This is a genomic window from Sphingobacterium sp. BS-2 (assembly GCF_046161205.1).
Classification (GTDB): domain Bacteria; phylum Bacteroidota; class Bacteroidia; order Sphingobacteriales; family Sphingobacteriaceae; genus Sphingobacterium; species Sphingobacterium mizutaii.
Map to the genome: position 1 here is coordinate 555,428 of NZ_JBIXGO010000019.1, position 24,954 is coordinate 580,381.

At 38.5% G+C, this 24,954-nt stretch carries 24 protein-coding genes; 18 read left to right on the plus strand and 6 right to left on the minus strand.

The annotated features are described in order from the left end of the window. The first annotated feature begins 22 nt into the window (after positions 1-22). The 15 genes from ACK2WI_RS14290 to ACK2WI_RS14360 are packed head-to-tail and all read left to right on the plus strand — an operon-like array spanning position 23 to position 15,800. Positions 23-3,034 (plus strand): TAT-variant-translocated molybdopterin oxidoreductase, encoded by a 3,012-nt coding sequence (locus ACK2WI_RS14290; protein ID WP_409151427.1) that lies wholly within the window; start codon positions 23-25, stop codon positions 3,032-3,034. 27 nt (positions 3,035-3,061) lie between these two features. Further along, positions 3,062-4,543, plus strand: a complete 1,482-nt coding sequence (gene nrfD, locus ACK2WI_RS14295) for an NrfD/PsrC family molybdoenzyme membrane anchor subunit (protein WP_093100590.1) — start codon at positions 3,062-3,064, stop codon at positions 4,541-4,543. A 5-nt stretch (positions 4,544-4,548) separates the two neighbouring features. Beyond that, positions 4,549-5,085 carry a DUF3341 domain-containing protein gene (locus ACK2WI_RS14300; RefSeq protein ID WP_093100588.1) on the plus strand — a complete coding sequence of 179 codons (537 nt, stop codon included), beginning with the start codon at positions 4,549-4,551 and terminating at the stop codon, positions 5,083-5,085. Further along, positions 5,057-5,707 (plus strand): c-type cytochrome, encoded by a 651-nt coding sequence (locus tag ACK2WI_RS14305; protein WP_409151428.1) that lies wholly within the window; start codon positions 5,057-5,059, stop codon positions 5,705-5,707. Before ACK2WI_RS14300 ends, ACK2WI_RS14305 begins: the two co-directional genes overlap by 29 nt. Before the next feature lie 19 nt (positions 5,708-5,726). Then, positions 5,727-6,962, plus strand: coding sequence for a quinol:cytochrome C oxidoreductase (locus ACK2WI_RS14310; protein WP_093100584.1), 1,236 nt, complete (start codon positions 5,727-5,729; stop codon positions 6,960-6,962). Between the two features lie 41 nt (positions 6,963-7,003). Further along, on the plus strand, positions 7,004-8,356 hold the full coding sequence (locus ACK2WI_RS14315; protein ID WP_409151429.1) for a cytochrome c oxidase subunit II: 1,353 nt from the start codon (positions 7,004-7,006) through the stop codon (positions 8,354-8,356). 25 nt (positions 8,357-8,381) lie between these two features. Then, positions 8,382-10,256 (plus strand): cbb3-type cytochrome c oxidase subunit I, encoded by a 1,875-nt coding sequence (locus ACK2WI_RS14320; RefSeq protein ID WP_373865677.1) that lies wholly within the window; start codon positions 8,382-8,384, stop codon positions 10,254-10,256. Positions 10,257-10,304: 48 nt separating this feature from the next. Then, positions 10,305-11,363: a COX15/CtaA family protein gene (locus tag ACK2WI_RS14325; RefSeq protein WP_409151430.1), complete on the plus strand. Its 1,059-nt coding sequence runs from the start codon at positions 10,305-10,307 to the stop codon at positions 11,361-11,363. A gap of 15 nt (positions 11,364-11,378) precedes the next feature. Further along, positions 11,379-12,287 (plus strand): heme o synthase, encoded by a 909-nt coding sequence (cyoE, locus tag ACK2WI_RS14330; RefSeq protein WP_093100579.1) that lies wholly within the window; start codon positions 11,379-11,381, stop codon positions 12,285-12,287. Between the two features lie 3 nt (positions 12,288-12,290). After that, positions 12,291-12,893: a heme-copper oxidase subunit III gene (locus ACK2WI_RS14335; RefSeq protein WP_409151431.1), complete on the plus strand. Its 603-nt coding sequence runs from the start codon at positions 12,291-12,293 to the stop codon at positions 12,891-12,893. 9 nt (positions 12,894-12,902) lie between these two features. Next, on the plus strand, positions 12,903-13,640 hold the full coding sequence (locus ACK2WI_RS14340; RefSeq protein WP_093100577.1) for a cytochrome c oxidase subunit 3: 738 nt from the start codon (positions 12,903-12,905) through the stop codon (positions 13,638-13,640). A 34-nt stretch (positions 13,641-13,674) separates the two neighbouring features. Next, positions 13,675-14,052 (plus strand): cytochrome C oxidase subunit IV family protein, encoded by a 378-nt coding sequence (locus ACK2WI_RS14345; protein ID WP_093100575.1) that lies wholly within the window; start codon positions 13,675-13,677, stop codon positions 14,050-14,052. Between the two features lie 11 nt (positions 14,053-14,063). Next, positions 14,064-14,786, plus strand: a complete 723-nt coding sequence (locus ACK2WI_RS14350; protein ID WP_312696562.1) for an SCO family protein — start codon at positions 14,064-14,066, stop codon at positions 14,784-14,786. Between the two features lies 1 nt (position 14,787). Then, positions 14,788-15,330, plus strand: coding sequence for a DUF420 domain-containing protein (locus ACK2WI_RS14355; RefSeq protein WP_093100571.1), 543 nt, complete (start codon positions 14,788-14,790; stop codon positions 15,328-15,330). Between the two features lie 11 nt (positions 15,331-15,341). Then, on the plus strand, positions 15,342-15,800 hold the full coding sequence (locus ACK2WI_RS14360; protein WP_409151432.1) for an ABC transporter ATPase: 459 nt from the start codon (positions 15,342-15,344) through the stop codon (positions 15,798-15,800). Positions 15,801-15,872: 72 nt separating this feature from the next. On the opposite strand, the gene ACK2WI_RS14365 is transcribed toward ACK2WI_RS14360, so the two are convergent. Then, on the minus strand, positions 15,873-16,268 hold the full coding sequence (locus tag ACK2WI_RS14365; RefSeq protein ID WP_093100695.1) for a DoxX family protein: 396 nt from the start codon (positions 16,266-16,268) through the stop codon (positions 15,873-15,875). Between the two features lie 216 nt (positions 16,269-16,484). On the opposite strand from ACK2WI_RS14365, the gene metG reads away from it, so the two are divergent. After that, on the plus strand, positions 16,485-18,551 hold the full coding sequence (gene metG / locus ACK2WI_RS14370) for a methionine--tRNA ligase (RefSeq protein ID WP_093100568.1): 2,067 nt from the start codon (positions 16,485-16,487) through the stop codon (positions 18,549-18,551). A 55-nt stretch (positions 18,552-18,606) separates the two neighbouring features. Here the strand turns inward: metG and brnQ are convergent, their stop codons facing one another. The 5 genes from brnQ to ACK2WI_RS14395 form a co-directional block, all read right to left on the minus strand. Further along, positions 18,607-19,914, minus strand: a complete 1,308-nt coding sequence (gene brnQ / locus ACK2WI_RS14375) for a branched-chain amino acid transport system II carrier protein (protein ID WP_409151433.1) — start codon at positions 19,912-19,914, stop codon at positions 18,607-18,609. Between the two features lie 5 nt (positions 19,915-19,919). After that, positions 19,920-20,762 carry a dihydropteroate synthase gene (gene folP / locus ACK2WI_RS14380; RefSeq protein WP_409151434.1) on the minus strand — a complete coding sequence of 281 codons (843 nt, stop codon included), beginning with the start codon at positions 20,760-20,762 and terminating at the stop codon, positions 19,920-19,922. Between the two features lie 70 nt (positions 20,763-20,832). Then, positions 20,833-21,312: a DUF4920 domain-containing protein gene (locus ACK2WI_RS14385; protein WP_409151435.1), complete on the minus strand. Its 480-nt coding sequence runs from the start codon at positions 21,310-21,312 to the stop codon at positions 20,833-20,835. A gap of 2 nt (positions 21,313-21,314) precedes the next feature. Next, complete coding sequence (locus ACK2WI_RS14390; RefSeq protein WP_093100561.1) at positions 21,315-21,896, minus strand: L-threonylcarbamoyladenylate synthase; 582 nt, start codon at positions 21,894-21,896, stop codon at positions 21,315-21,317. 7 nt (positions 21,897-21,903) lie between these two features. Beyond that, positions 21,904-22,728: a 2,3,4,5-tetrahydropyridine-2,6-dicarboxylate N-succinyltransferase gene (locus ACK2WI_RS14395; protein WP_093100560.1), complete on the minus strand. Its 825-nt coding sequence runs from the start codon at positions 22,726-22,728 to the stop codon at positions 21,904-21,906. A gap of 105 nt (positions 22,729-22,833) precedes the next feature. Here ACK2WI_RS14395 and ACK2WI_RS14400 point away from each other — a divergent pair, with 105 nt between their 5' ends. Further along, a complete protein-coding gene (locus ACK2WI_RS14400; protein ID WP_093100558.1) occupies positions 22,834-23,244 on the plus strand; it encodes an RNA-binding S4 domain-containing protein in 411 nt (136 codons plus the stop codon). Further along, entirely contained in the window at positions 23,231-24,889 is a 1,659-nt protein-coding gene (locus ACK2WI_RS14405) for a DUF6377 domain-containing protein (RefSeq protein WP_409151436.1), read from the plus strand. The genes ACK2WI_RS14400 and ACK2WI_RS14405 overlap by 14 nt, the downstream gene beginning before the upstream one ends. The last annotated feature ends 65 nt before the right edge of the window (positions 24,890-24,954 follow it).

Consider the following 24,954-nt stretch of genomic DNA (forward strand, 5'->3'; position numbering starts at 1 on the left):
CGGAATCTTATATATAGCTTAAATGGAAAGCAATAAAAAATATTGGAAAGGTTTAGAGGAATTGAATCAAACTCCTGCTTTTGTTGAAGGAAGCAAGAGTGAGTTTGCTGAGCCTATTCCCGTAGAAGATGTGTTAAATGAAGCTGGTTTAAGTACCAAGACACCTCGTCGTGACTTTTTGAAAGCTTTAGGTTTTGGTTTAGGGGCTGTGACATTGGCAGCTTGTAACCGTACGCCAATTCACAAGGCGGTACCTTATGTAATCAAACCTGAAGAAGTAACTCCAGGTGTACCAAACTTCTACGCTTCTTCCTTCAATGGTCAGAGTGTAATCGTTAGAACGAGGGAAGGAAGACCAATTTCATTGGAGGCAAATCCAAATGCTGTTGGTTTAAATCAAGGAACAGATGCTTCAACATCTGCATCAGTTCTTGATTTATATGATATGTCCAAATTGCAAAATCCTCAAATTGGGGGTAAAGATGTAGATTGGGCGAAATTAGACCAAGCAGTTGTTGATGCTTTAAACAAAGCGCAAGCAGCAGGAAAACAAATTACTATTGTATCAAATACAATCAACAGTCCTTCTTCTTTAGCGGCTATCGCTGCATTCGCTGCTAAATATCCTGCAACTCAACACGTTCAAGTTGATGCTGTTTCTTATAGTGGTATCATTGAAGCTAATAGAGCTTCATTTGGTAAAGCAGTCGTTCCTTCTTACCATTTCGATAAAGCTCAGGTTGTTGTTTCTGTAGCAGCTGACTTTTTAGGAACTTGGTTAGCAGGAGAAGAACACACACAAGATTATATTAAAAACCGTGACTATAAATCGTTGAAAGGCGGTAAAATGTCACGTCATATTCAATTTGAATCAGGATTATCAATGACTGGTTCAAATGCAGACGTTCGTATTGCGATCAAACCTTCAGAAGAAGGAGCGGTATTAATTAGTTTGTACAATGCTATCACTGGTCAATCAGTTGCTGGCGGTACAAACAATGCAAAAGCAAAAACAGCGATTGCTCTAGCTGCAAAAGAATTGGTGAATGCGAAAGGTTCATCAGTAGTTGTGGCAGGATCGAATGATACCAATGTACAAGCTTTGGCAAATGCGATCAATACAGCATTAGGTGCTTATGGTTCTATCATTGACCTAGATAATTTCTCAAAACAACATCAAGGATCTGATTCAGCATTCCAAACTTTCTTGACAGCTGCTAAAGCTGGTCAAGTAGGTGTAGCTATTTTCTGGAACTCAAACCCAGTTTATGACTATTATAAAATTGATGATGTAAAAGCTGCAATTTCTAAAATTGGTTATACTGTTTCATTAGGTGATCGCGCTGATGAAACTTCGTCAGAATTGAAAGCTATAGCCACAAATAATACATTTTTAGAATCTTGGGGTGATGCTTCTTCAAAAGAGGGATTATTTACCATCGTTCAACCAACAATTAACCCTGTATTTAACACTCGTCAAGCGGAACAAAGTTTGATAAACTGGGCAGGTGTTAACAAACCAATCCATGATTTCGTAAAAGAAAATTGGGAAACCAATATCTTAGCTGGAACTGGAAAAGTTTGGAAAGATGTACTTCAACAAGGTTTTGTTTATAAAGGATCAAATACAGGTTCTTCCTACTCAGCTAACGTAGATGTTAATGCAATTGCAACTGCGATTACAAATGATGCTAAGCGTGTTGCTGGTGGTGTTGAATTAAAGATTTATGAATCTCCAAATATTAGAGACGGACGTTGGGCAAACAATGCTTATTTGCAAGAATTGCCTGATCCAGTATCTAAAGTAACTTGGGATAACTTTGCAGCTATCAACCCAGCAGATGCTGAGGAATTAGGTGTTAAAGAAACAGGAAAAGTTACTGTCGAGGCGAATGGTTACAAAGTAGACCTTCCAGTATTGTTACAACCAGGTCAAGCAAGAGGAACTGTTTCAGTTGCGATTGGTTATGGTCGTACGAAAGTTGGTAAGGCTGGAAATAATGTCGGTGTAAATGCCTATCCTTTTGCTAGTCTAGTAAATGGAACAATTCAATTTGCTGCAAAAGCTACTATTTCAAAAGCTTCTGGCATTTATGAGTTGGCTCAAACACAAACTCACCACACTATTGAGGGTCGTAACATTATCCGTGAGACTACCTTTGCTAATTACTTAAAAGATCCTAATTCTGAGTCTGGACGTTTCTCTGATTCGCACCAAACTTATGATTTATGGAATAAATTTGAGCAACCTGGTCACCGTTGGGTGATGGCAATCGATTTGAATGCTTGTACAGGTTGTGGATCTTGTATCGTAGCATGTAACGTTGAAAACAACGTTCCAGTTGTAGGGCGTGACGAGGTTCGCCGTCGTCGTGAAATGCACTGGTTGCGTATCGACCGTTACTATACATTGAATACAGGTGAAGGTAAATTAACAAAAGAGAAAGAAATTGCTAAAGCAGCAGGTTATGACTATGAGGATGTATCTGTAGTTTATCAACCAATGTTATGTCAGCACTGTGAACACGCTCCATGTGAGACTGTATGTCCGGTGTTAGCAACAGTTCACTCTTCAGAGGGTCTTAACCACATGGCTTATAACCGTTGTTTCGGAACACGTTACTGTGCGAACAACTGTCCATATAAAGTGCGTCGTTTCAACTGGTTCAATTACTGGAATGATTCTCGTTTTGATAATTATTTGAACAACGAGTTTACACAATTAGTATTGAATCCAGATGTAACTACACGTTCACGCGGGGTTATGGAGAAATGTTCAATGTGTATCCAACGTATCCAAGCAGGTAAGTTGAAAGCTAAAGTTGAGAACCGTAAAGTGAAAGACGGGGACATCAAAATGGCTTGTCAAGCAGCATGTTCGGCAAATGCAATCATCTTTGGTGATGCAAACGATCCAGAGTCAGAAGTTTCAAAAGCATTGCGTAACGAACGCGTTTATTATGTGCTTGAAGAAATCAACGTACAACCAAATATTGGTTATATGACGAAGGTAAGAAACACATTTGAAGCATAATTTATTCTAGACTGAAATAAAATAACTATGTCATCGCATAACGAATCAATATTAAGAGAACCATTAATCACCGGCAAGGATATCACCTATGCAAAGATTACAGATGATATCTTACTTCCGGTTGAAAATAAACCAAACAAAGCGTGGTGGATCGGTTTTACCGTAGCTGCACTAGGCGCTATGTTATGGGTTGTAAGTGTTGGATATACGTTTTGGACGGGTATCGGCGCTTGGGGATTAAACAAAACAGTAGGTTGGGCATGGGATATTACCGACTTCGTATGGTGGGTAGGTATTGGTCACGCCGGTACTTTGATTTCCGCTGTATTATTAATATTCCGTCAGAACTGGCGTAACTCCATTAACAGATCGGCTGAGGCGATGACAATCTTTGCCGTTATCTGTGCTGCTACATACGTAGTAGCTCACATGGGTCGTCCTTGGTTAGCATACTGGATTTTCCCTTTACCAAATCAATTTGGATCATTGTGGGTTAACTTCAACTCACCATTAGTATGGGACGCATTCGCGATCTCTACATATTTCACCGTATCATTAGTGTTCTGGTATTGTGGTCTTTTACCAGATATCGCGTCAGTTCGTGACCGTGCTTCTGGTATCAAGAAAAGAGTTTATTCAATTTTATCATTTGGATGGAATGGCTCTGTTAAAACTTGGCAACGTTTTGAAATCGTTTCTTTGATTTTAGCTGGTATCTCTACTCCATTAGTACTTTCGGTACACACTATCGTATCCATGGACTTTGCTACTTCAGTGATTCCTGGATGGCACACGACTATCTTCCCTCCATATTTCGTTGCAGGGGCGATTTTCTCAGGCTTCGCGATGGTACAAACCTTATTGTTGATCTTACGTAAAGTAATGAATTTTGAGGATTACATTACTATGTTCCATATTGAAGCCATGAACAAAATTATCATGACTACTGGTTCAATCGTAGGTATCGCATATTTAACTGAGTTATTCATTGCATGGTACTCAGGGTCAGAATACGAAATGTATGCATTTGCTAACCGTATCGCTGGACCTTACGCTTGGGCTTACTGGGCGATGATGACATGTAACGTGATTTCTCCTCAGTTGTTCTGGTTCAAGAAGATTCGTACAAGTATTCCTATTTCATGGATTCTGTCTATCGTTGTGAACATCGGTATGTGGTTTGAGCGTTTCGTAATTATCGTTACATCATTACACCGTGACTATTTACCATCTTCTTGGGCGATGTTCTACCCAACTTGGGTTGACGTTGGTATCTTTGTTGGATCTATCGGATTATTCTTTACTTTATTCTTATTATTCCTGCGTTTCTTACCAGGTATTGCGATTGCAGAGGTTAAGTTGTTGTTGAAAAGCTCAAGCTTACAGCATAAAACTAAACTTGTACAAGAAGGTGCATTCCCTGAAGAGCAAGTTGAATACTTCAGAGACTCTATGGATAAATACGATACAGTTACAGAAGCGGACATTAAGGCATTACATCAAAAATAATAGCAATGAGCAATACAAAATATATACTAGGTAGTTTTGCTGATCCTGATGATATGATGCATGGGATTGACAAGTTGCAAGCAAACAATATTAGCATTTACGATTGTTTTACTCCAATGCCTATCCACGGGATTGAGGCAAAGTTAGGGGTGAGACCTTCAAGATTACCCATTGCAGCATTTATTTTCGGTGCTTTGGGAACAGTTTTAGGATTCAGTCTTTTGTTTTACACCATGTCTTATGATTGGCCGATGAATATTGGTGGTAAACCATCGATGCCATTGCCAAACTTTGTTCCGGTAACATTTGAGGTGACAATTTTATTATGTGCCTTGGGTATGGTTGCGACATTCTTTTTCCGTAACCATTTATTTCCAGGACGTGCACCACGTGTGATGGACTTGAGAGCTACGGATGATCGTTTTATTATTGCTGTAGATGCAAAAGAAAATACTGACCATGCGTTGATCGATGGCTTATTGAAAGAAGCAGGAGCAGTAGAAGTTAAGTACAATGAAAGAAAATATGTTAGTTATGAATAAAAAGAATTTTCTTGGAACTGTATGTGTTGCTGTCGCTTTAACAGCAGTTGTTTCTTCGTGTGGAGATGGCACCACTCGCAGTGCAGGATGGGAATTCTCACGTAATATGTATGATCCGATTGCTTTCAATCCAGATCAGCCAAACAAGAATTTTAAAAATAATAGTACAGCTCAAACTCCTCCTCAAGGTTCTAATCCGATTGGATTTGATCGCTTTGATTATGGAAACTCAGTTGAAGAATATGAGCGTGCAGGATTGGAATTAAAGAATCCTCTTGTTGTCAATCCAGCACATCTAAAAGAAGGAGAAGCTTTATACTTGACATACTGTGCAGTTTGTCATGGTAATGATGGAGCAGGGGATGGTCCTATTACAAAAGATAGAGAAGTTGATGATTCTAGAGGAAAAAGAGCTCTAGAGAATTTCCCTCCTCCACCATCATACCACCAATCAGCAGGAACTCCTTCTTCTAGAGGAGGTCAGATGTCTGAATTGTCAGATGGAAAGATTTACCATACAATTACTTATGGATATAACGCGATGGGTTCACACGCTTCGCAATTATCTCCTGAGGAGCGTTGGAAAGTGGTAATGTATGTTCACGAATTGCAAAAAAAATAAATTAACATCGATATTATAAATGGGAACTCACAATCATCATCACGATTATAATTTCAGCGAGCAATTTAAATTCGCAGGTATCGCTAAGGTCCTGAGTTTAGTTGCTATCGTTGTAGGGATAGCCGCAATTGCAATTGGCTTACTATCAAGTGACCATATAATGGTTGAGCGTACATATGCCAATTTATTATTGATGGGATATTATTTTACTTGTGTTTGTGCAGCAGGAGCATTTTTCGTTGCCTTACAATTAGTAACTCAATCAGCATGGTCTGCAGGTTTAATCCGTATTCCTCAGGCAATGGCGAGTGTACTTCCAATCGCTTCCGTGATTTTATTAATCATAGTAGCTTTAGGATTGAATACACACAATTTATACCACCACTGGCATGCAGATGGCTTGACAGATCCAAGTAGCCCTAACTATGATAGCTTAGTTGCTGGTAAGTCTGCTTTCTTAAATGTACCAGGATTCTTAATCCGTCAGATTATTTTCATGGGAAGTTATAGCATCTTTGCTTTTATTCTTGCGAAATTATCTTACAATGAGGATTTAGCAGGTGGATTGAATTCATACAAAAAGAGCTTTAAGTTATCCGCAATATTTTTAGTAATCTTCGGATTTACTACCCCAATTTGGTCATTTGACACCATCATGTCTTTAGAGGCACACTGGTTCTCTACCATGTTTGGATGGTACAACTTCGCAGGAATGTGGGTTAGCGGATTAGCTGCAATTACAGTTATCTTAATTTTGATTAAGAAAGCTGGTTATATGAACTGGGTTAATGAAAACCACCTACATGATTTAGGTAAATTAATGTTTGGTTTCTCAATTTTCTGGACTTATGTATGGTTTGCTCAATTTATGTTGATCTACTATTCAAACATTCCAGAAGAAACTGTTTATTTCTATAAACGTTGGGAACCAGAATACAAGCCTTGGTTTTGGATAAATATTGTTATTAACTTTGTGGCTCCATTATTACTATTGGTTGACCGTGATGCAAAACGTAAGCAAAATATGATGTTATTCATATCTATCGTATTGTTGTTAGGTCACTGGTTAGACTACTATATCATGGTAATGCCTGGTACAGTTGATTCACACCGTGGTTTTGGTTTCATTGAAATCGGTACTGCAATAGGATTTGTTGGAATCTTTACTTTCTTAGTTCTTTCGAAATTGAGCAAACATGCTCTAGCACCGAAGAACCACCCATTCTTGGATGAAAGTTTACACCACCAAATTTAATAGAGATTAAGTTGAAATAACGTTCAAACGTGTTATAAGAGATGAAGTTTAAATTACATAACAGATTTAAGTCCTTATTTGGAGGCTTATTAGCTATTAACCTATTGTTTGCTGCTCCTGCCATGGCTTCCATACAGGAACAAGCAGCTGATACAGCTAAGGTTGAGCAAGCGGCAACAGCTGCAGTTACTGCAGACTCGGCTGCTGCACCAGCTGATAGTGCAGCTGCGGCACCTGCTGCAACAGATTCAGCTAGCGTTTCAGCATCTAGTACTTCTAGCAGCACCGTAACTCCTGCTGCTTCAACAACCAAAGAAGAGAAGAAAATTGATCCTCAGGTTTACAAAAACTTGACTTATTATATTTTACTTTTCTTGGTTTTATGTACTGTGGTTGCAGTTATCGGAAAGGTACAGTCAATCTATGTATTGACTAAGAAAGTAAATGGAAAATACAATCCTTTAGCAAATAATACGCTACAAGCAGCTTTATTATTTGTTTTCTTGATTGGATTTTTAGGATTTGTTTATTACGGATATGCAGTTTGGGGAAGCTGGTCATGGAGACCTGCCGCAACTGAGCACGGTAAGGATATTGATAGGATGTTTATCATCACTACGGTAATCATTACCATCGTATTAGTATTGGTTCATATTTTATTATTGACCTTTACTTTTATCTACAGAATGCGTGCTAAACGTAAAGCATATTTCTATCCGCACAATGATGCTATTGAAAGATTATGGACAATTGTACCAGCAGTAGTTTTAACTATCTTGGTATTGTTCGGTTTCTTTACATGGAGATCAATTACCAATATTCCTGAAGATCTAAAGAAATCTGCCTTACAGATTGAGGTATTAGGTGAGCAGTTCATGTGGACCGTTCGTTACCCAGGTGCGGATGGTGAATTCGGAAAGCGTAACTACAAATTGACTACTCCTCTGAATTCCTACGGTATTGATTATAATGATAAAACTGCATGGGACGACGTTAAAGGTGATGAAATTGTAATCCCTGTTAACAAACCAGTTCGTTTCCACATTATGTCAAAAGATATTATTCACTCTTTCTATATTCCTGATTTCCGTGTTCAGATCAACGCAGTACCAGGAATGACTAACTACTTCCAGTTTACACCGACCATCACTACTGATGAGATGCGTGATAAGATGAATGATCCACAATACAACTTCGTTATGTTATGTGCGAAGATCTGTGGAGAATCTCACTACAACATGCAAAAGAATGTAAGAGTGGTTACCGAAGCTGAGTACAAAGAGTGGTTAAGCAAACAAGCTAAATTCTTCACTGAAGACCTTCAAAAAGAGTTCGCTCAAGCAGAAGGAGAAACTACGGAGAAGAATGACCGTATCGCGGCTTCAATAAATTAAATATAACAGAGAATTTAAATAGAATATGTCAACTACAGTTATATCGCACGACGCAGCTCATCACGGATCACATGATCATCATCATGAGACCTTTTTGACGAAGTATATCTTCAGTCAAGATCATAAGATGATTGCTAAGCAATTCTTGATCACTGGTATTATAATGGCGGTTTTCGCTATGATCCTGTCGATTTTATTCCGTATTCAATTAGCATGGCCTGATCATGAGTTTCCAATTCTTGAGGTTTTCTTAGGAAAATGGGCAGAAGGTGGTCGTATTAGACCCGACTTCTTCCTATCCTTGGTAACTATTCACGGTACCATGATGGTATTCTTTGTACTTACAGCAGGTTTATCAGGTACGTTCAGTAACTTATTAATCCCTTATCAATTAGGAGCTAGAGATATGGCTTCTCCATTGATGAACATGTTATCATACTGGTTTTTCTTTACAGCTTGTGTGATCATGGTTGCTTCTTTCTTTATCGAAAGTGGTCCTGCATCAGCTGGATGGACAATTTATCCTCCACTATCTGCAGTACCTAAAGCTATCGCAGGTTCTGGATTGGGTATGACCCTATGGTTAATTTCCATGGCTTTATTTATCGCATCACAAGTATTAGGGGGTGTTAACTACATCTCTACAGTATTGAACATGCGTACTAAAGGAATGGAATTGTGGAAAATGCCTCTAACTATTTGGGCATTCTTCTTAACAGCTATCGTAGGTTTGTTATCTTTCCCAGTTTTAGTTTCTGCAGTAGTATTATTATTCTTTGATCGTTCAGTAGGTACTTCATTCTACTTATCAGACTTAGTTGTTCAAGGTACTATCCTTCCTAACGAAGGTGGTTCCCCAATTTTGTTCCAACACTTGTTCTGGTTCTTAGGACACCCTGAGGTATATATCGTAGTAATGCCTGCATTAGGTTTGACTTCTGAGGTTATTTCTACAAACTCTCGTAAACCAATCTTTGGTTACCACGCGATGGTTTATTCATTAGTTGGTATCACCGTATTATCTTTCATCGTTTGGGGTCACCACATGTTCGTAACAGGTATGAGTCCATTCTTGGGAGGTGTATTTATGATTACCACATTGATTATTGCTGTACCTTCAGCCGTTAAGGCCTTTAACTATATTGCTACTCTTTGGAGAGGTAACATTCGTTTCACTCCTGCTATGATGTTTGCAATTGGTATGGTTTCTTTCTTCGTGTCTGGTGGTTTAACAGGATTGTACCTAGGTAATGCTGCATTAGATATCAACTTGCATGATACATACTTCGTAGTAGCTCACTTCCACTTGGTAATGGGTTCTGCGTCAATCTTTGGTATGTTGTCAGGAGTTTATCATTGGTATCCTAAAATGTTCGGACGTATGATGGACGAGCGTCTGGGTTACTTCCACTTCTGGTTGACATTTATTGGTGCTTACTTGGTATTCTTCCCAATGCACTTTATGGGTATTGATGGAGTTCCTCGTCGTTACTACGCTTTTACAGAGTTTCCATTTATGGAAAAATGGGTATCAGTTAACTTGTTGATCACTTGGGCTGCTATTGTTTCAGCTGTTGGACAAGTTGCTTTCTTGTGGAACTTCTTCGCATCAATTTGGTGTGGAAAACGTGCTCCGCAAAACCCTTGGGATTCGAATACTTTGGAGTGGACTACTCCAGTAGAACATATTCACGGAAACTGGCCAGGAGAAATCCCTACAGTATACCGTTGGCCTTACGATTACAGTAAACCAGGTCATGACCTAGATTTCATTCCTCAAAGTACTCCACTTTCTCAAACAATGAGTTCAAACTTGTTGCATGATTGGGAAGGAAATGAAGAAGGAATTGAAGCTCAAAAGGTTTACAATCGTGAGCATAACAGAGAAGAAGAAGGGTAGGTTCATACCTACCTCTCTTTATACTTTTTAATGTAAAAGGAGAGATCTATGTATCCAGCAGCTGAAAAGCGTTTTATACGGATAAATAAGATCACGATTTTCGTTCTTTTCTTAGTAATAACAGCAGGAGGGGTCGTGCGGAGTACAGGTTCAGGAATGGGCTGTCCGGATTGGCCAAAATGTTTTAACAGGATTATTCCTCCTACAGATGTGTCTCAATTGCCCGAAGGCTTTGAGCAACATTATGTAGAAGGTCGCATCAAGAAGAATGAACGCTTCGCCAAAATGATTGAAGCGTTTGGATATTCGCACTTAGCAGATCAAATTCGTCACGATGAAACAATCCATGAGCATGAAGAATTCAATGCTGTAAAAACTTGGACTGAATATATTAATCGTCTGACTGGAGTTTTAGCCGGTTTCAGTATGCTGTTTACAGCAATATATTCTTTTACTTATTGGAAAAAGAAAAAAGCCATAGTCATATGGAGCGTTCTTAATCTTATTGTCGTTGTTATACAAGCCTGGTTAGGGTCGATTGTTGTTTCAACAAATCTTACCCCTTGGGTCATTACCATCCACATGTTGTTGGCTTTAGTAATTGTTTGTATTGCCATACAGACTTATTACTGGGCTATTAAATTGCGAGATACATCATTCATGAAGAATACCAATAAAGGATTCACTTGGATTACCTTAATCTCCTTAGCAATTCTAGTTATACAAGTGGTATTTGGTACTGATGTTAGGGAGATAATCGATCATCTTAATCAACAGGGGATACAACGAAGCGAATGGATTGATTCTATTGGGTTACCTTATATAACCCATAGATTCCTAGCATATGTGACTTTAGCCTTGAGTGTATTTTTATACTTCATGATAAGATCTTCTGAATTGATCAATACACTTCAATTCAAGTATGCTAAGATTTCATTGGTTTTAGTTTGCATTCAAATGTTGTCAGGGATAATATTGGCTAGGTTTCATGTTCCCGCAGTGGCACAAACAGTGCATTTGGTAATTGCAAGTTTATTGGTCGGTTCACAATATTATTTATTGTTGATCCTTAACAAACCTGAGAAAGCATTATCAACAACGGTTTAGGGATTTATTTTGGTTATGAAGGAATTTATTTCAGATTTTAACAAACTTGTCAAGCTGAGGCTTACGCTAACAGTTGTGTTCTCTGCCTCCATTTCATTTTTGATTGGAGCTACACAGCAAGGTGATATCATCTGGTTTAATTGGGCGTTGTTGACCATTGGAGGTTTTTTGGTTACCGGTGCAGCAAATGGGTTTAACGAGATTATCGAAAGAGATCTTGATAAATTAATGAAGCGTACTGAAGATAGACCATTACCTGCAGGAAGGATGACTACTGGACAAGCTCTAATATTGAGTGTGTTCATGGGAATAGCTGGGACTTTGATCCTGGTGGAATTGAATTTTATTGCAGGTTTACTATCTGTATTTTCAATTTTCCTTTATGCTTTTGTCTATACACCATTAAAGCAAAAATCACCAATAGCTGTTTGGGTTGGAGCAATTCCAGGCGCATTGCCACCACTGATCGGATATTACGCTGCATTTAAATCTGCAGGATTTGGATTAGCTTACGCCGAGGTTAGTGAACAGGCGATCGTAATTACACCGCTGGTGTTATTCACTATTCAGTTCTTCTGGCAATTCCCCCATTTTTGGGCGATCGCTTGGGTATCTGATGATGATTATAAAAGAGCAGGTTTCAGATTGCTACCTACGACGAGAAAGGATAAATTATCAGCATGGTTCATTTTTGTTTCATGTCTGCTAATGATTCCAATTGGTTTTCTTCCCATGTATTTTGGAATTGGCGGATGGGTATTTACCATTCTTTCCTTAATAGGAGGATTACTTTTCACCTGGTATGGGTTTCAACACCTACAAAAGATGGAGGTCAGTACGGCAAAAAAGATTATGTTTACCTCTTTTGCTTATTTGCCCTTAACTCAATTAGTGTTGTTGTTTGACTTTATACCTTTTAAATAAAAAATGGATTTACAATTATCGATGGATAAGCAAGAGTTGATGAATGAAGAACTACTAAAATCAAGAAAAGCTAAGAAGTTTAATCTTTGGCTTGGAATGATCGGGATGTTCATGATGTTTGCTGCTTTGACAAGTGGATTTATAGTTTATACCGCTAGTGGTGTAGATAAGGGGATCAAAACCATCTTACCTTATGCATTTATCTATAGTACCGCAGTAATTGTATTAAGTAGTATTAGCATGCACTTAGCTTATAAAGCGGTAAAAGCTAATCAAATATCAAAACAAAAGACATTTTTACTGATTACTATAGTATTAGGTATTGTGTTCTTTTGGCTACAAGTTGAAGCTTGGTCTGTGTTGTTTCACAGAGGGATCACCTTTGTAAACTCTAATGCTTCACAATCGTTCATTTACGTATTTACAGGCTTACACTTGGCCCACATCATAGCCGGAGTATTGGTGTTGGTTAGATGTTATATTGGAGCAACTCGCAAGATTGCTTTAGATAACAATATCTTCCGGATGGAACTTGCCTCGATATTCTGGCATTTTCTAGATCTATTATGGATTTATATTTATGTTTTCTTACTTTTGAATCAATAACAGTAAACAATGAGTACAACAGTATCGCAATTGGATAAGGTAAAACAAGGACCTTGGAGCGGAGGTAAATCACCTTGGAACTTAGAGTATGGAAAGATCATGATGTGGTTTTTCCTAGTATCAGATGCATTTACATTCTCTGCATTCTTGATTTATTATGGTGCTCAAAAATTTGCGCAACCTAGCTGGATCGATGCGGATAAGGTATTCCAATCTATTCCAGGTATCGCAGATTCAGGTCAGCCTTTGGTTTTCGTGGGTATCATGACCTTTATTTTGATCATGTCGTCAGTTACTATGGTACTTGCCGTGGAAGCAGGACATCGAAATTCAAAGCAAGAGGTTGTCAAATGGATGTTATGGACTATTTTAGGTGGTCTTATGTTCATCGGCTGTCAGGCTTTAGAGTGGAGCCACTTACATCACATGGGCTTCTGGTTCGGTCAAAATCCAGCAACTGGATTAACGGATGATAATGCCATTGTGAATGCTCTCCAACCTTATTTCACCAAGGACATTTCTTACACAGCTGCATTGCAGTTCTCTAATCTATTCTTTACCATTACAGGTTTCCACGGATTCCACGTATCAATCGGTATATTGTTGAACATAATTGTGTTGAGCATGACCCTAAACAATACGTTTGAAAGAAGAGGAACTTACCTAATGATTGAAAAAGTAGGTTTATACTGGCACTTTGTGGATTTAGTTTGGGTATTCGTATTTACCTTCTTCTACCTAGTATAATTTTTTGTAAGAATTATTTTAAAATTCATTGAACATGACTAATCACGAACATATATCAGAGCACGATGCGCATGCGCATGGCGAAGGAATGGATAAAAAACGTATCTGGAGTGTATTCTTTGTTCTATTAGCTTTAACAGCATTAGAATTCTTAATCGCTTTAGGTTTTGTACACCACTGGGGAATCTTACAAAAAGGTATGCTAGTTAATACAATCTATATTGCATTGACATTAGTAAAAGCATATTATATTATTGCATTCTTCATGCACTTAAAGTTTGAGAAATCTAGCTTTATTGTAACTTGTGCAGTAGTATTTTTCTTTATTATCTATTTCATTATTTTAATGTTGGTTGAAGGTGGTTATTTAAACACTGTAATGACTCATCAACCTACATTCCCACATCAATAAGCATATAAGTAATGAGTAAAACTACTCGTTCAAAAAATATATCAAAATTAATAATCCTGGCACTTGTTCTTTTTGTGCCAGGTTTTTTATATATACTGGTCAATAAAATGGGCTCCAACGAGTACATTAAGCTACCAGTGTTTGGCGAAAAAAAGCTTTCTGGTGAAATGCGCCGTGTGATGGGAAGAGAGATCCCAGACACCATATTCCACCAATTAAGTCCGGTTGAGTTCGTGAATTACGACAATAAACCGGTAAAATTCCTAGGTACTGATACGGCCGTGTCAGTTGTCCATTTATTTTATACAAGAGATCAAGGTCTATCCAAGCAGTTGGTTCATGATATGAGCACTATTGCGGCTAGATTCAAATCAAATCCTAAGGTAGAGCTCTATTCTATTTCAGTTGATCCGCAAGATTCAGCAACGGATTTAGAGAAATATATCGAGCCTTACAAGAAGGACAAGAATCCACATTGGTTTGTCGTGAATAAACCCAGTGTTGATATCTTCGAATTTGCAAGGTCTTCCATGTTAATTGAAGCCATGCCTGTACCTGAGGATAGCACAAAATTTATTATCAGCAATCAATTTGTATTAATCGACTCTGAAAAAAGAATCAGAGGGTTCTACGATATCAGCCTTCGTTCTGAATTAGATCGTCTCGAAGATGAAATCAAAGTACAGTTGGTAGAAGAGGTTAGAAATAATCCATTAAAAGTAGAGAGAAAGTAATATGGGAATGACTGAAGAAGAAAAGAAGTATAAAGGTATAATTTGGACATTGTCCGTAATTATTCCTTTAGCGGTTGCTGCCTTATTTGGCATTAACCTTCAAAAGATGGGTTATGATGTGGAACCATTAAGTTTTCTACCTCCAATTTATGCAACGATCAACGGATTGACAGCAGTATGCTTGGTAATTGCTGTTGCAGCTATCAAGAGAGGGAATGTTAAGATGCACGAAAACTTAATCAAGTTGTGCATGGTATTCTCTTCCTTATTTTTGTTGATGTATGTAGCTTACCACATGACCTCCACTTCGACCAGTTATGGTGGTGAGGGAGCGATTAAATATGTGTATTTTTTCATTCTTGTGACACATATCATATTATCGATCGTCATTATCCCATTCGTATTATTTACTTTTGTTAGAGGTATTGCTGGTGCCTATGAGCGTCATAAAAAGCTTGCTCGCATCACTTATCCTATGTGGCTGTATGTCGCAGTAACAGGAGTAATTGTATACCTTATGATTTCTCCTTATTACACTCATTAATAGATTGAGATATGAAGAAAGTTTGGATTTATCAGGCAGATCGTTTTTTTACCCAACCCGAGCATGAGCTTGCTCAAGCAAAGTTAGATTCTTTTATCCAGGAATGGACTGCTCATGGTAGTCAATTAGCAGGGAAGGCAGAAATCATCAATAACCTTTTTATTGTTTTGACAGTTGATGAAGAAATTGCTCAAGTAACGGGCTGTTCGATTGATAAATCAGTAAGAATTTTGAAAGAATTAGAGGAAGAACTGAACATTGGATTGTTCAACAGAACCTTGATCAGCTACCGCGATAGTGAAAACAATATTCAATTGGTGTCTAGGGATGTCTTTGAAGCTTTATGCAAAGAAGGCGAAGTAAATGCGGATACCATTGTCTTCAACAATTTGGTTCAAACCGAAGAAGAATTGAAAAGCAATTGGGAGGTTCCAATGAAAAGCAGTTGGCATGCCACTGTTTTTAGATAAATCCCATTACAAAGAAATATCAAGGGCTATGCAATCTGCGTAGCCCTTTTGTTTTTATAACTGTTATTTCGATTATTTTTTGTCGATACTAAGTTTTCCAGGACCCATGATAGCGAATGCGATATAAACGATCATGAACTCAATCGCGTGGGATGCTCCAGATAGACCATCACCTTTGGCAAGATGATTCAAGGTCGCTACCAGCATAGTCAAGGCCAAAACAATCGCTGCCGGTCTAGTCCATAAGCCTAAAATTAACAACAAAGACCCTAGGGACTCTGCCAAACCTGCTGAAAACCCAAAAATTGTAGGCATAAAGTCAATCCCTAAGTTTCCCATTGATTTACCAATAGCGGTCCATTTTTCTGGTCCACCCATTAATTTTTGTAGGCCGTGAAAGGCAATCATGGTCAATCCGAATCCTATGCGAATTATTAATAGACCTAAATCTGTTCTTGAATTTTTCATATTGAATAATAAGTGTCTGTAACTGAAACGAAGATACATATTTTCAGAAATAGCCTCCATTAACATAGATCAAGAAGATAAACTTTCAGAAATATGGAATTATTTTTTTGTATTCTTCATGAAAATCACCATAGGAATAGCAGAATACTTCAATTTGCCTTATCTTTGTTCTCTGAGCTGAAAACAGCTCGATATTAATCATTAATTGCAATCAAATTGGATATATTCAGTAAACAACGTTATACCATTACATCTGCATTGCCATATGCCAATGGTCCACTTCACATAGGCCACCTTGCAGGGGCTTACATTCCAGGAGATATTTTCGTACGATTCTTAAGATTAAACAACAAAGACGTTGTTTATGTTTGTGGATCTGACGAGCATGGCGCTGCAATCACGATTAAAGCAAAGAAGGAGGGCGTAACTCCTCAACAAATCATCGATCAATATAACCAACAGATCAAAGATAGCTTTGAACAGTTTGGTATCGCTTTCAATATCTATCACCGTACTTCTGAACCTATCCATCATCAACTATCCCAAGAATTCTTCTTGAATCTTTATGAAAAGGGAGAGTTTATCGAAAGGTTTTCAGAACAATATTATGATGAAGAATACCATCAGTTTTTAGCAGACCGTTATATTGTAGGGACCTGTCCGCATTGTGGAAACGAAGGTGCCTATGGTGACCAATGTGAAAAATGTGGTACTTCGCTTAACCCTACAGATCTGATAAATCCTAAATCAACCCTGAGTGGAAAAGCACCAGTATTAAAAGAAACCAAACATTGGTATCTGCCATTGGATAAATACCAACCTTGGCTAGAGAAATGGTTGATTGAAGGCAAGAAGAACGAATTAAAATCAAATGTATTCGGACAATGTCAATCTTGGTTAAAATCAGGATTACAGCCTCGCTCAATGACCCGAGATTTGGATTGGGGAGTCGATGTTCCGCTTGACGAAGCTGAAGGCAAAAAATTATATGTCTGGTTGGATGCTCCAATTGGATATATCTCTGCTACCAAACAATGGGCAATCGATGAAGGAAAAGACTGGGAGAAATATTGGAAACAACAAGCCAATCCAGAAGATAACTCTACCTTGATCCATTTCATTGGAAAAGACAATATCGTTTTCCACTGTATTATTTTCCCAGCAATCTTACATGCTCATGGCGATTATATCCTGCCTGAGAATGTTCCTGCTAATGAGTTCCTGAACCTAGAAGGCGATAAACTATCTACTTCAAGAAACCATGCTGTATGGTTGCATGAATACTTAGAAGAGTTCCCAGGAAAACAAGATGAATTGAGATATATGTTGACCTCAATCCTACCTGAAACTTCAGATTCTGAATTTACCTGGAAAGATTTCCAAGCTCGGGTAAACAATGAGTTGGTAGCTATCTATGGTAACTTCGTCAACAGGGTGATGGTACTATCCCACAAATACTTTGAAGGAAAGGTATTGCTGGGTTCGCCATTGACAGATTCTGATCAGGCTGTTTTAAATGAATTGGCTACCTATCCAGAACTAATAAAACAATCATTATCCCAATACAGATTCCGCGAAGCATTAGCTCAATTTATGAATGCTGCCCGTTTAGGAAATAAATATTTGGCTGATGAAGAACCTTGGAAAGTAATCAAACAAGACGAAGAACGCGTAAAAACCGTATTATTCGTTGCCAGTCAAATCGTTGCTAATCTTGCTTTATTAGGTCAGCCTTTCCTACCTTTCACCTCTACGAAAGTCTTTGAAATGTTGAACCTTGCTGCCAAGAATTGGGATGAAGCTGGAAAATCCGATTTATTGGAATCGGGACATCAATTAGGTGAAACCCAATTATTGTTCGATAAGATTACCGATGAGCAAGTGGAATTCCAACTGAATAAATTAGCGAACGCTAAAGCCAGCAATGCACTAGCGGCTCCAAAAGCAGAACAAAAAGCGAATATCAACTTCGATGAATTCATGAAAATGGATATCCGCGTTGGTCGTATCTTGACTGCTGAGAAAGTCGCTAAAACTAAAAAGCTTTTGAAATTAACCATCGATACAGGGATTGATAAGCGTACTGTCGTTTCTGGAATCGCGGAATACTTCACTCCTGAAGAGATCGTAGGCAAGCAAGTATCCATCTTGGTCAATCTTGAACCTAGAGAAATTAAAGGAATCCAATCTCAAGGGATGATCTTAATGGCTGAGGATGCAGATGGTCGTTTGGATTTTGTAAGACCTAATACCGATATCTCCGCTGGAAGTATCGTAAGATAATAGAGATCCTTAAGGATTAAAGAAAAAGGCTGGCCACATGACCAGCCTTTTTCTGTTATAATGATTTAGCTTCTTCTTTTTTCATTCCAGTGCCTGTGATGAGGATCAGCAATACAAACAAAACAAAGGAAGGTACTACCCAACCTAATTCATATTGAAAGAAAGGGATATGATTCAAGGTTGCAATCGTATTTTCGCTCAATAAGTTAAAGTGCTTAGCCAATGATAAGCAGGCAATAACGGTGGAACCGATTAATGCAGCTACATAAGGCTTCTTGTTCTTCACAAAGCTGCCAAAGAAAACCGTATATAAAACCAGCGTAATTACAATGGGGTAAACAAAAGTAAGGATTGGATAAGCAAAGGTGATAATATTATCTACGCCGGTAATGGAAAGCACACAAGATGCAATACAACATACCGTCACCAATAGTTTATAACTCAATTTTCCTTTGGTCAAGGAAGAAAAGAATGTTCCTACAGCAGAGGTTAATGCAATGGCAGTCGTCAAACAGGCCAAGGCGATACTGATGGCAATGGCGATGGTTCCAAATGGTCCCATGATAGCTCTCGAAATACGGATCAATAATTCCGATCTTTTAATGGCCAGATCTTCGATACCAGAGGTAGCCCCTAAATAGATCAATCCTCCGTAAATGATGAAAAGGCAAGAAGCCGCCAATATACCGGCCGCAATAACCACTTGATTTTTCGATTTTACGCTATTGTATCCTTTCGTTTTAGATGCCGTAATGATAATCCCCGCAAAAATTACCGAAGCCAATACATCCAATGTTTGGTAGCCATCCACAAAACCTAAAGTAAAGGATTGTGCTGTATCCAAGGAAGATTCACTGAAATCACCCATAGGAGAGAACAGCCCCATGGCAATTAAGCTCAACAATAAGACTAATAAAAGCGGGGTCAAAAGATTCCCGATAATGTCCACTACTTTTGAAGGTGCTATGGTCAATAACCAAGTTACAGCAAAAAAACCGATCGAAGTCCAAAGGGGATCCGCAGTCGGAAAGGAAGGCAATATCCCAACTTCAAAGGTTGTCGCAGCAGTCCTCGGTATGGCAATCATTGGCCCTATACAGAGCATAATGATGGTTCCTAAGACAGGAGAAAGAAATTTGTTGATCCGAGTGCCTAGATCTTCAAAAGAATCGCCCGAATTGACAACGGAAAGTATTCCGAAAAAGGGCAGTAATATTCCCGTAAGACCAAAAGCTAAGATCGTGATCCAAACATGGTCTCCAATTTGTATTCCAATATAAGGGGGGAGTAATAAGTTTCCAGCTCCGAAGAACATGGCAAATAAGGCAAAACCTATCGTGATTATGTCTCTAGTTTTCTTCAAAATGATTAGGTATAAAAAATTTCAAGTAATTGTTTGGCTTCTTTGACATCATGTACCCGCAATATTTGGGCACCACGTTCTAGAAGCAAGGTGTTTAGTGCGATAGTTCCAGGTAATACTTGGTCAGGGGTAGATTTTATTTTTTTATAGAGCATGGATTTTCTGGAAATACCACCCAGGAGGGGCAATCCAAAATAATGAAGCTCATTGATGCGCATCAGAAGTTCATAATTCTGTTCAATGGTCTTTGCAAAACCGTATCCAGGATCTAGGATGATATCTTTCACTCCTAATGCCCTGAGCTTTGCAATGCTATTGCCCAGACTTACTGCTACATCATTCACGACATCATCATAATCTGTCATTTGTTGCATCGTTGCTGGGGTTCCCCGCATGTGCATCAAAATATAAGGTACTTGAAGCCTAGCAACTGTATTAAACATTTCCGCATCCAAACTCCCACCTGAAATATCGTTGATGATATGTACCCCAGCCTTTACACAGGCTTCGGCGACATCAGCACGAAAAGTATCGATGGATAGAATAGCTTTAGGAAAATGTTTATGTATGGCTTCAATAATTGGTATAGCGCGATCTAATTCTTCTTGATGACTTATTTCTTTTGCTCCAGGTCGGCTTGAGTAAGCGCCGATATCAATGATATCCGCCCCTTCAGCAATTAGTTTCTCCGTATGCTCCAATGCCAGGTCTAAGGATTGATGCTGCCCAGCATCATAAAATGAATCTGGTGTCAGATTGAGAATCCCCATGATCCTTGGGACTTCAAAAGTCATGAGTTGATTGCCAAGGCGAATGCTCTGACAAGGAACGGGCTGAAAAACTGACATTTACGTAAGATTAATAAAAAAATAAGGCTGCAAATTCTCATTTGCAGCCCCCAAAATAAGTCTTTTGTGTCTACTTTACAACTAGAACTCCATCTGCAACCAAAGAAATATCTTTTCTTGGCTGATTAATTTTAGCAATTTCTTCTTTGCTCTTGCCCATATCCTCAGCATAATGCTTTTGCCACTCTACCGTGGTTTCTTTCACTTTTGCCTTACCTTCCAATACCACTGTCTTACCAATGATATCTTGAGGGACGAAATAAGCATAGTCTGTAAAACGTACCATGATTGGCTCCTTGCCTTCTTCAGTTTTCAAGGTCAAGAAACATCCTTTTTTAGTACATACCTGAACCACCTCGCCCTGAACTTTTCCAGTAAAGGATTCTGTTCCAGCTAGGTTCTTTTCAAGTTGTTTAACAGTGATAGCACCTTTTTTATCTATTTTCTTACCATAGCTTACTCCAGCTTTTGCCGGTTGGATGGCAGTTTGTGCGTGGCTAAATGCAATGAATGCAACCGCACAGATCAGTAAAGAGATAATCTTTTTCATATTTATTTTCTAATAAATTCAAATTTTCCACTCGGATCCAATTTCATGATCGTCGATGCCGTGCCATTTGATGGATCCTGTTGACCAAATTTAACAACATAATCCACTCCATTTACAATCTCATCAGAGACTTCCACGAAATTCCTTGCTGAGGCTTCGCCACTGATGTTTGCCGATGTAGAAACGATAGGTTTTCTGAACCTTTGTAACAACTGTTCACAAAATGGATGATTCACCACACGGATCCCAATACTGCCATCTTCAGCAACCACATTGGCAGCCAAGTTCTTCGCATTGGAATAGATAATGGTCAATGGCTTATCCGTTGCTTCCAATAGTTCATAAGCAACTTCAGGAACCTCGCTTACATAGCTCTGCAGCTGATTGTCATTGCCTAAAAGGATGATCATGCTCTTGCCTTTATCTCTTCCTTTCAATGCAAATATCTTTTCCACCGCTTCTGGATTTGTAGCATCACAACCTATTCCCCAAATGGTATCCGTGGGATACAAGATCAATCCACCAGACTTCAGGGTCTCTAAAGCCTGATTCAAATCCTCTTTATCTATATAGGGTCTTTGCATCAGCGTGTTATACCGCTACATTATGGTCACGAAGCGCATCATTTAATGATGTCTTCTTGTCGGTAGATTCTTTTCTTTGTCCGATGATCAAAGCACAAGGTACTTGATATTCTCCTGCTGGGAATTTCTTGGTATAAGAACCTGGAATAACTACTGAACGTGCAGGAACAAATCCTTTATATTCTACCGGCTCCGGACCTGAAACATCAATAATCTTGGTCGAGGCAGTCAATACCACGTTGGCACCTAATACCGCTTCTTCCTCCACACGAACACCCTCAACTACAATAGCTCTTGAACCAACGAATACGTTGTCTTCAATAATTACTGGCGCTGCTTGAACAGGTTCCAAAACACCACCGATACCAACACCACCGCTTAAGTGAACATTTTTACCGATCTGTGCACAAGAACCTACTGTAGCCCAAGTATCAACCATGGTACCCTCACCAACATAAGCACCGATATTGACATAAGAAGGCATCATGATAACACCTTTGGATAAGAAAGCTCCATAACGAGCCGACGCACCAGGCACCACACGAACACCTAACTCCTTGTAATTTGTCTTCAATTTCATTTTGTCATGGTAGACAAAAGGATCATTCTTGATCACCTCCATATTACGGATAGGGAAATAAAGAATTACAGCTTTTTTAATCCAATCATTAACATACCAAGACTCGCCAACTGGTTCAGCAACACGTAATTCGCCTTTGTCTAAATGTTGGATTACGAATTCAATCGCCTCGTAGTATTCTTTGTACTCTAATAACTGTCTGTTCTCCCAAGCTTCTTCTATTAATTTTTGAAGGGTTGTATTATCTACCATAATATTCTTAAAAGTAATTTTAAATTATTAACAAATATGGAGATTTTTAATGATATGTAAGTTACAGAAGGGGCAAAATTAAGAAGATATGACTATTTTTGTAGGATGGCAGAGGCATCAGACAAATTGCGGATTGATAAATACTTATGGGCAATTCGTATATTCAAAACCAGGAGTTTGGCAACAGAAGCTTGCAAAGCAGGGAAAGTTAAACTCAATGGCCAGAATGTAAAACCATCAGCAATCGTAAAAGTTGGGGAAACCTATAGCATTCAGAAAGGGATTGAACGCAAGGTCCTTAAAGTGACTGGATTGCTGGAACGGAGGTCTGACGCCAAAACGGCTGTACAATTCTATGAAGATCACACACCTGTAGAAGAAACCTATGCTTTCAAATCGTCTTTCCATGCTCCTGTCCTGAAAAGAGATCGTGGAACAGGTCGACCTACTAAAAAAGACCGAAGGGAAATTGATGATTTGAAAAGTGATTGGTGGGAAGAAGATGATGATAAGTAAACTTGAATTAAAGAAAGTATTCTATTCCTTTATTTATTTTTTGGCACTGGTAGCATCCTCTTCCTTTGCCCAAGCTGCTGTGGATATCAGTCCCAAAGACTCAGTTGAAAGAGAACTCCAAAAAGTCCTAGGCAGGAAGATTGAGTTTGAAAAGGAAAAATTGATGAAGATCTTCGAAATCAAGCAACACCTTAAATTCAGCCAATCCCCTACAGATCGATACAACTTACAGGAGAAATTATATAATGAGTTCAAGACCTATCAGATCGATTCGGCTATCTATTATGTCAATGAAAACAAAAAGTTAGCCCAGCTATTGAATGATAACCTTAAAAAGAATGAGGTCGATATCCAATTGGCGGGTTTATACTCCTCGGCTGGTCGCTTTATCGAATCCAATGAAATCCTAAAGGGAATACCAAGACAAAGCTTATCCAGTGAACAGGAAGCTGATTATTACCGCGCTTTTTCCGATTTCTATTCCCATTATGGACAAAGTACCAATCACTATAATTATTTCAGCCTAAGTGAAGTCTATCGCGATTCCTTACTCCATGTACTGCCTTCAGATTCTAGAGAACATCGCTTAAGCTCTGCAACTAGGGCATTGTTTGGGAATAATTTCGATAAGGCGGAATCAGAATTATTGCAATTATTAAGTGAATACAAAGAACCACATCATGAACGAGCGGTAATCGCTTACCTCTTGGGTTTACTCTATAAAAACAAAGATGACCAGGAAAAGCAGATCTATTATTTAAGCTTGTCAGCCATTACCGATGTAAAAAACACGGTCAAGGACAATGCCTCCATGCAAAGTCTAGCCTTAGTCTATTTCGAAAGAAATGAAATCGATAAAGCCTATCAATTTATTCAAGAGGCCATGGAAGATGCCCTTTTCTGTAATGTCAGGTTTAGGACGATAGAAAACTCATCCTTTTATCCGATTATCAACTCTGCATTCCAGGAAAAAGAAGAGGCCAATAAAAACCAACTCAAAAACTTCCTGTATACCATTTCCCTCATGTCTATCCTGCTTTTGGTCGCCTTAATCATTCTGTTTATGCAGATGAAGCGCTTGAAGAAAACCAGAAAGGACCTGAAAAACCTAAATGATGAACTGCAAGGGCTGAATGCTCAGTTGTTAAAAGTCAATCAAGATCTACAGGAGTCAAATCATATTAAGGAGGAATACATGGCGCAGTTTTTTGAGTTATGTTCTGCTTATATTGATAAATTAGATAATACCCGTAAAGGTATCTTAAAGAAAATCTCCAATAAGCAATTTGATGAATTGAGTAAGGAACTGAAATCCCAAGATTTTATCAAGACCGAACTGGACGATCTTTATCACAATTTCGATGTGATCTTTCTGAACCTTTATCCAACCTTTATCCAAGAATTCAACAAGCTCCTGAAACCTGAAGAACAGTTGACCTTGAAGCATGATGAATTGCTGAATTCTGAACTCCGTATTTTTGCTTTGATCCGTCTCGGAATTTCTGATTCGACCAAGATTGCTCGCTTCCTTCGCTACTCCTTACGTACCGTTTACAACTACCGAGTGAAGGTCCGTAACAAAGTTTTAGGAACCAAAGAAGACTTCGATGAGCAAATTAAGGAGATTGGTAACCTAAAATATTAGCAAAACCCTTTACTTTTTTTCTTTTTAAAAGCGCCTAATGACCTGTAAAACAATGTTTATTGGTT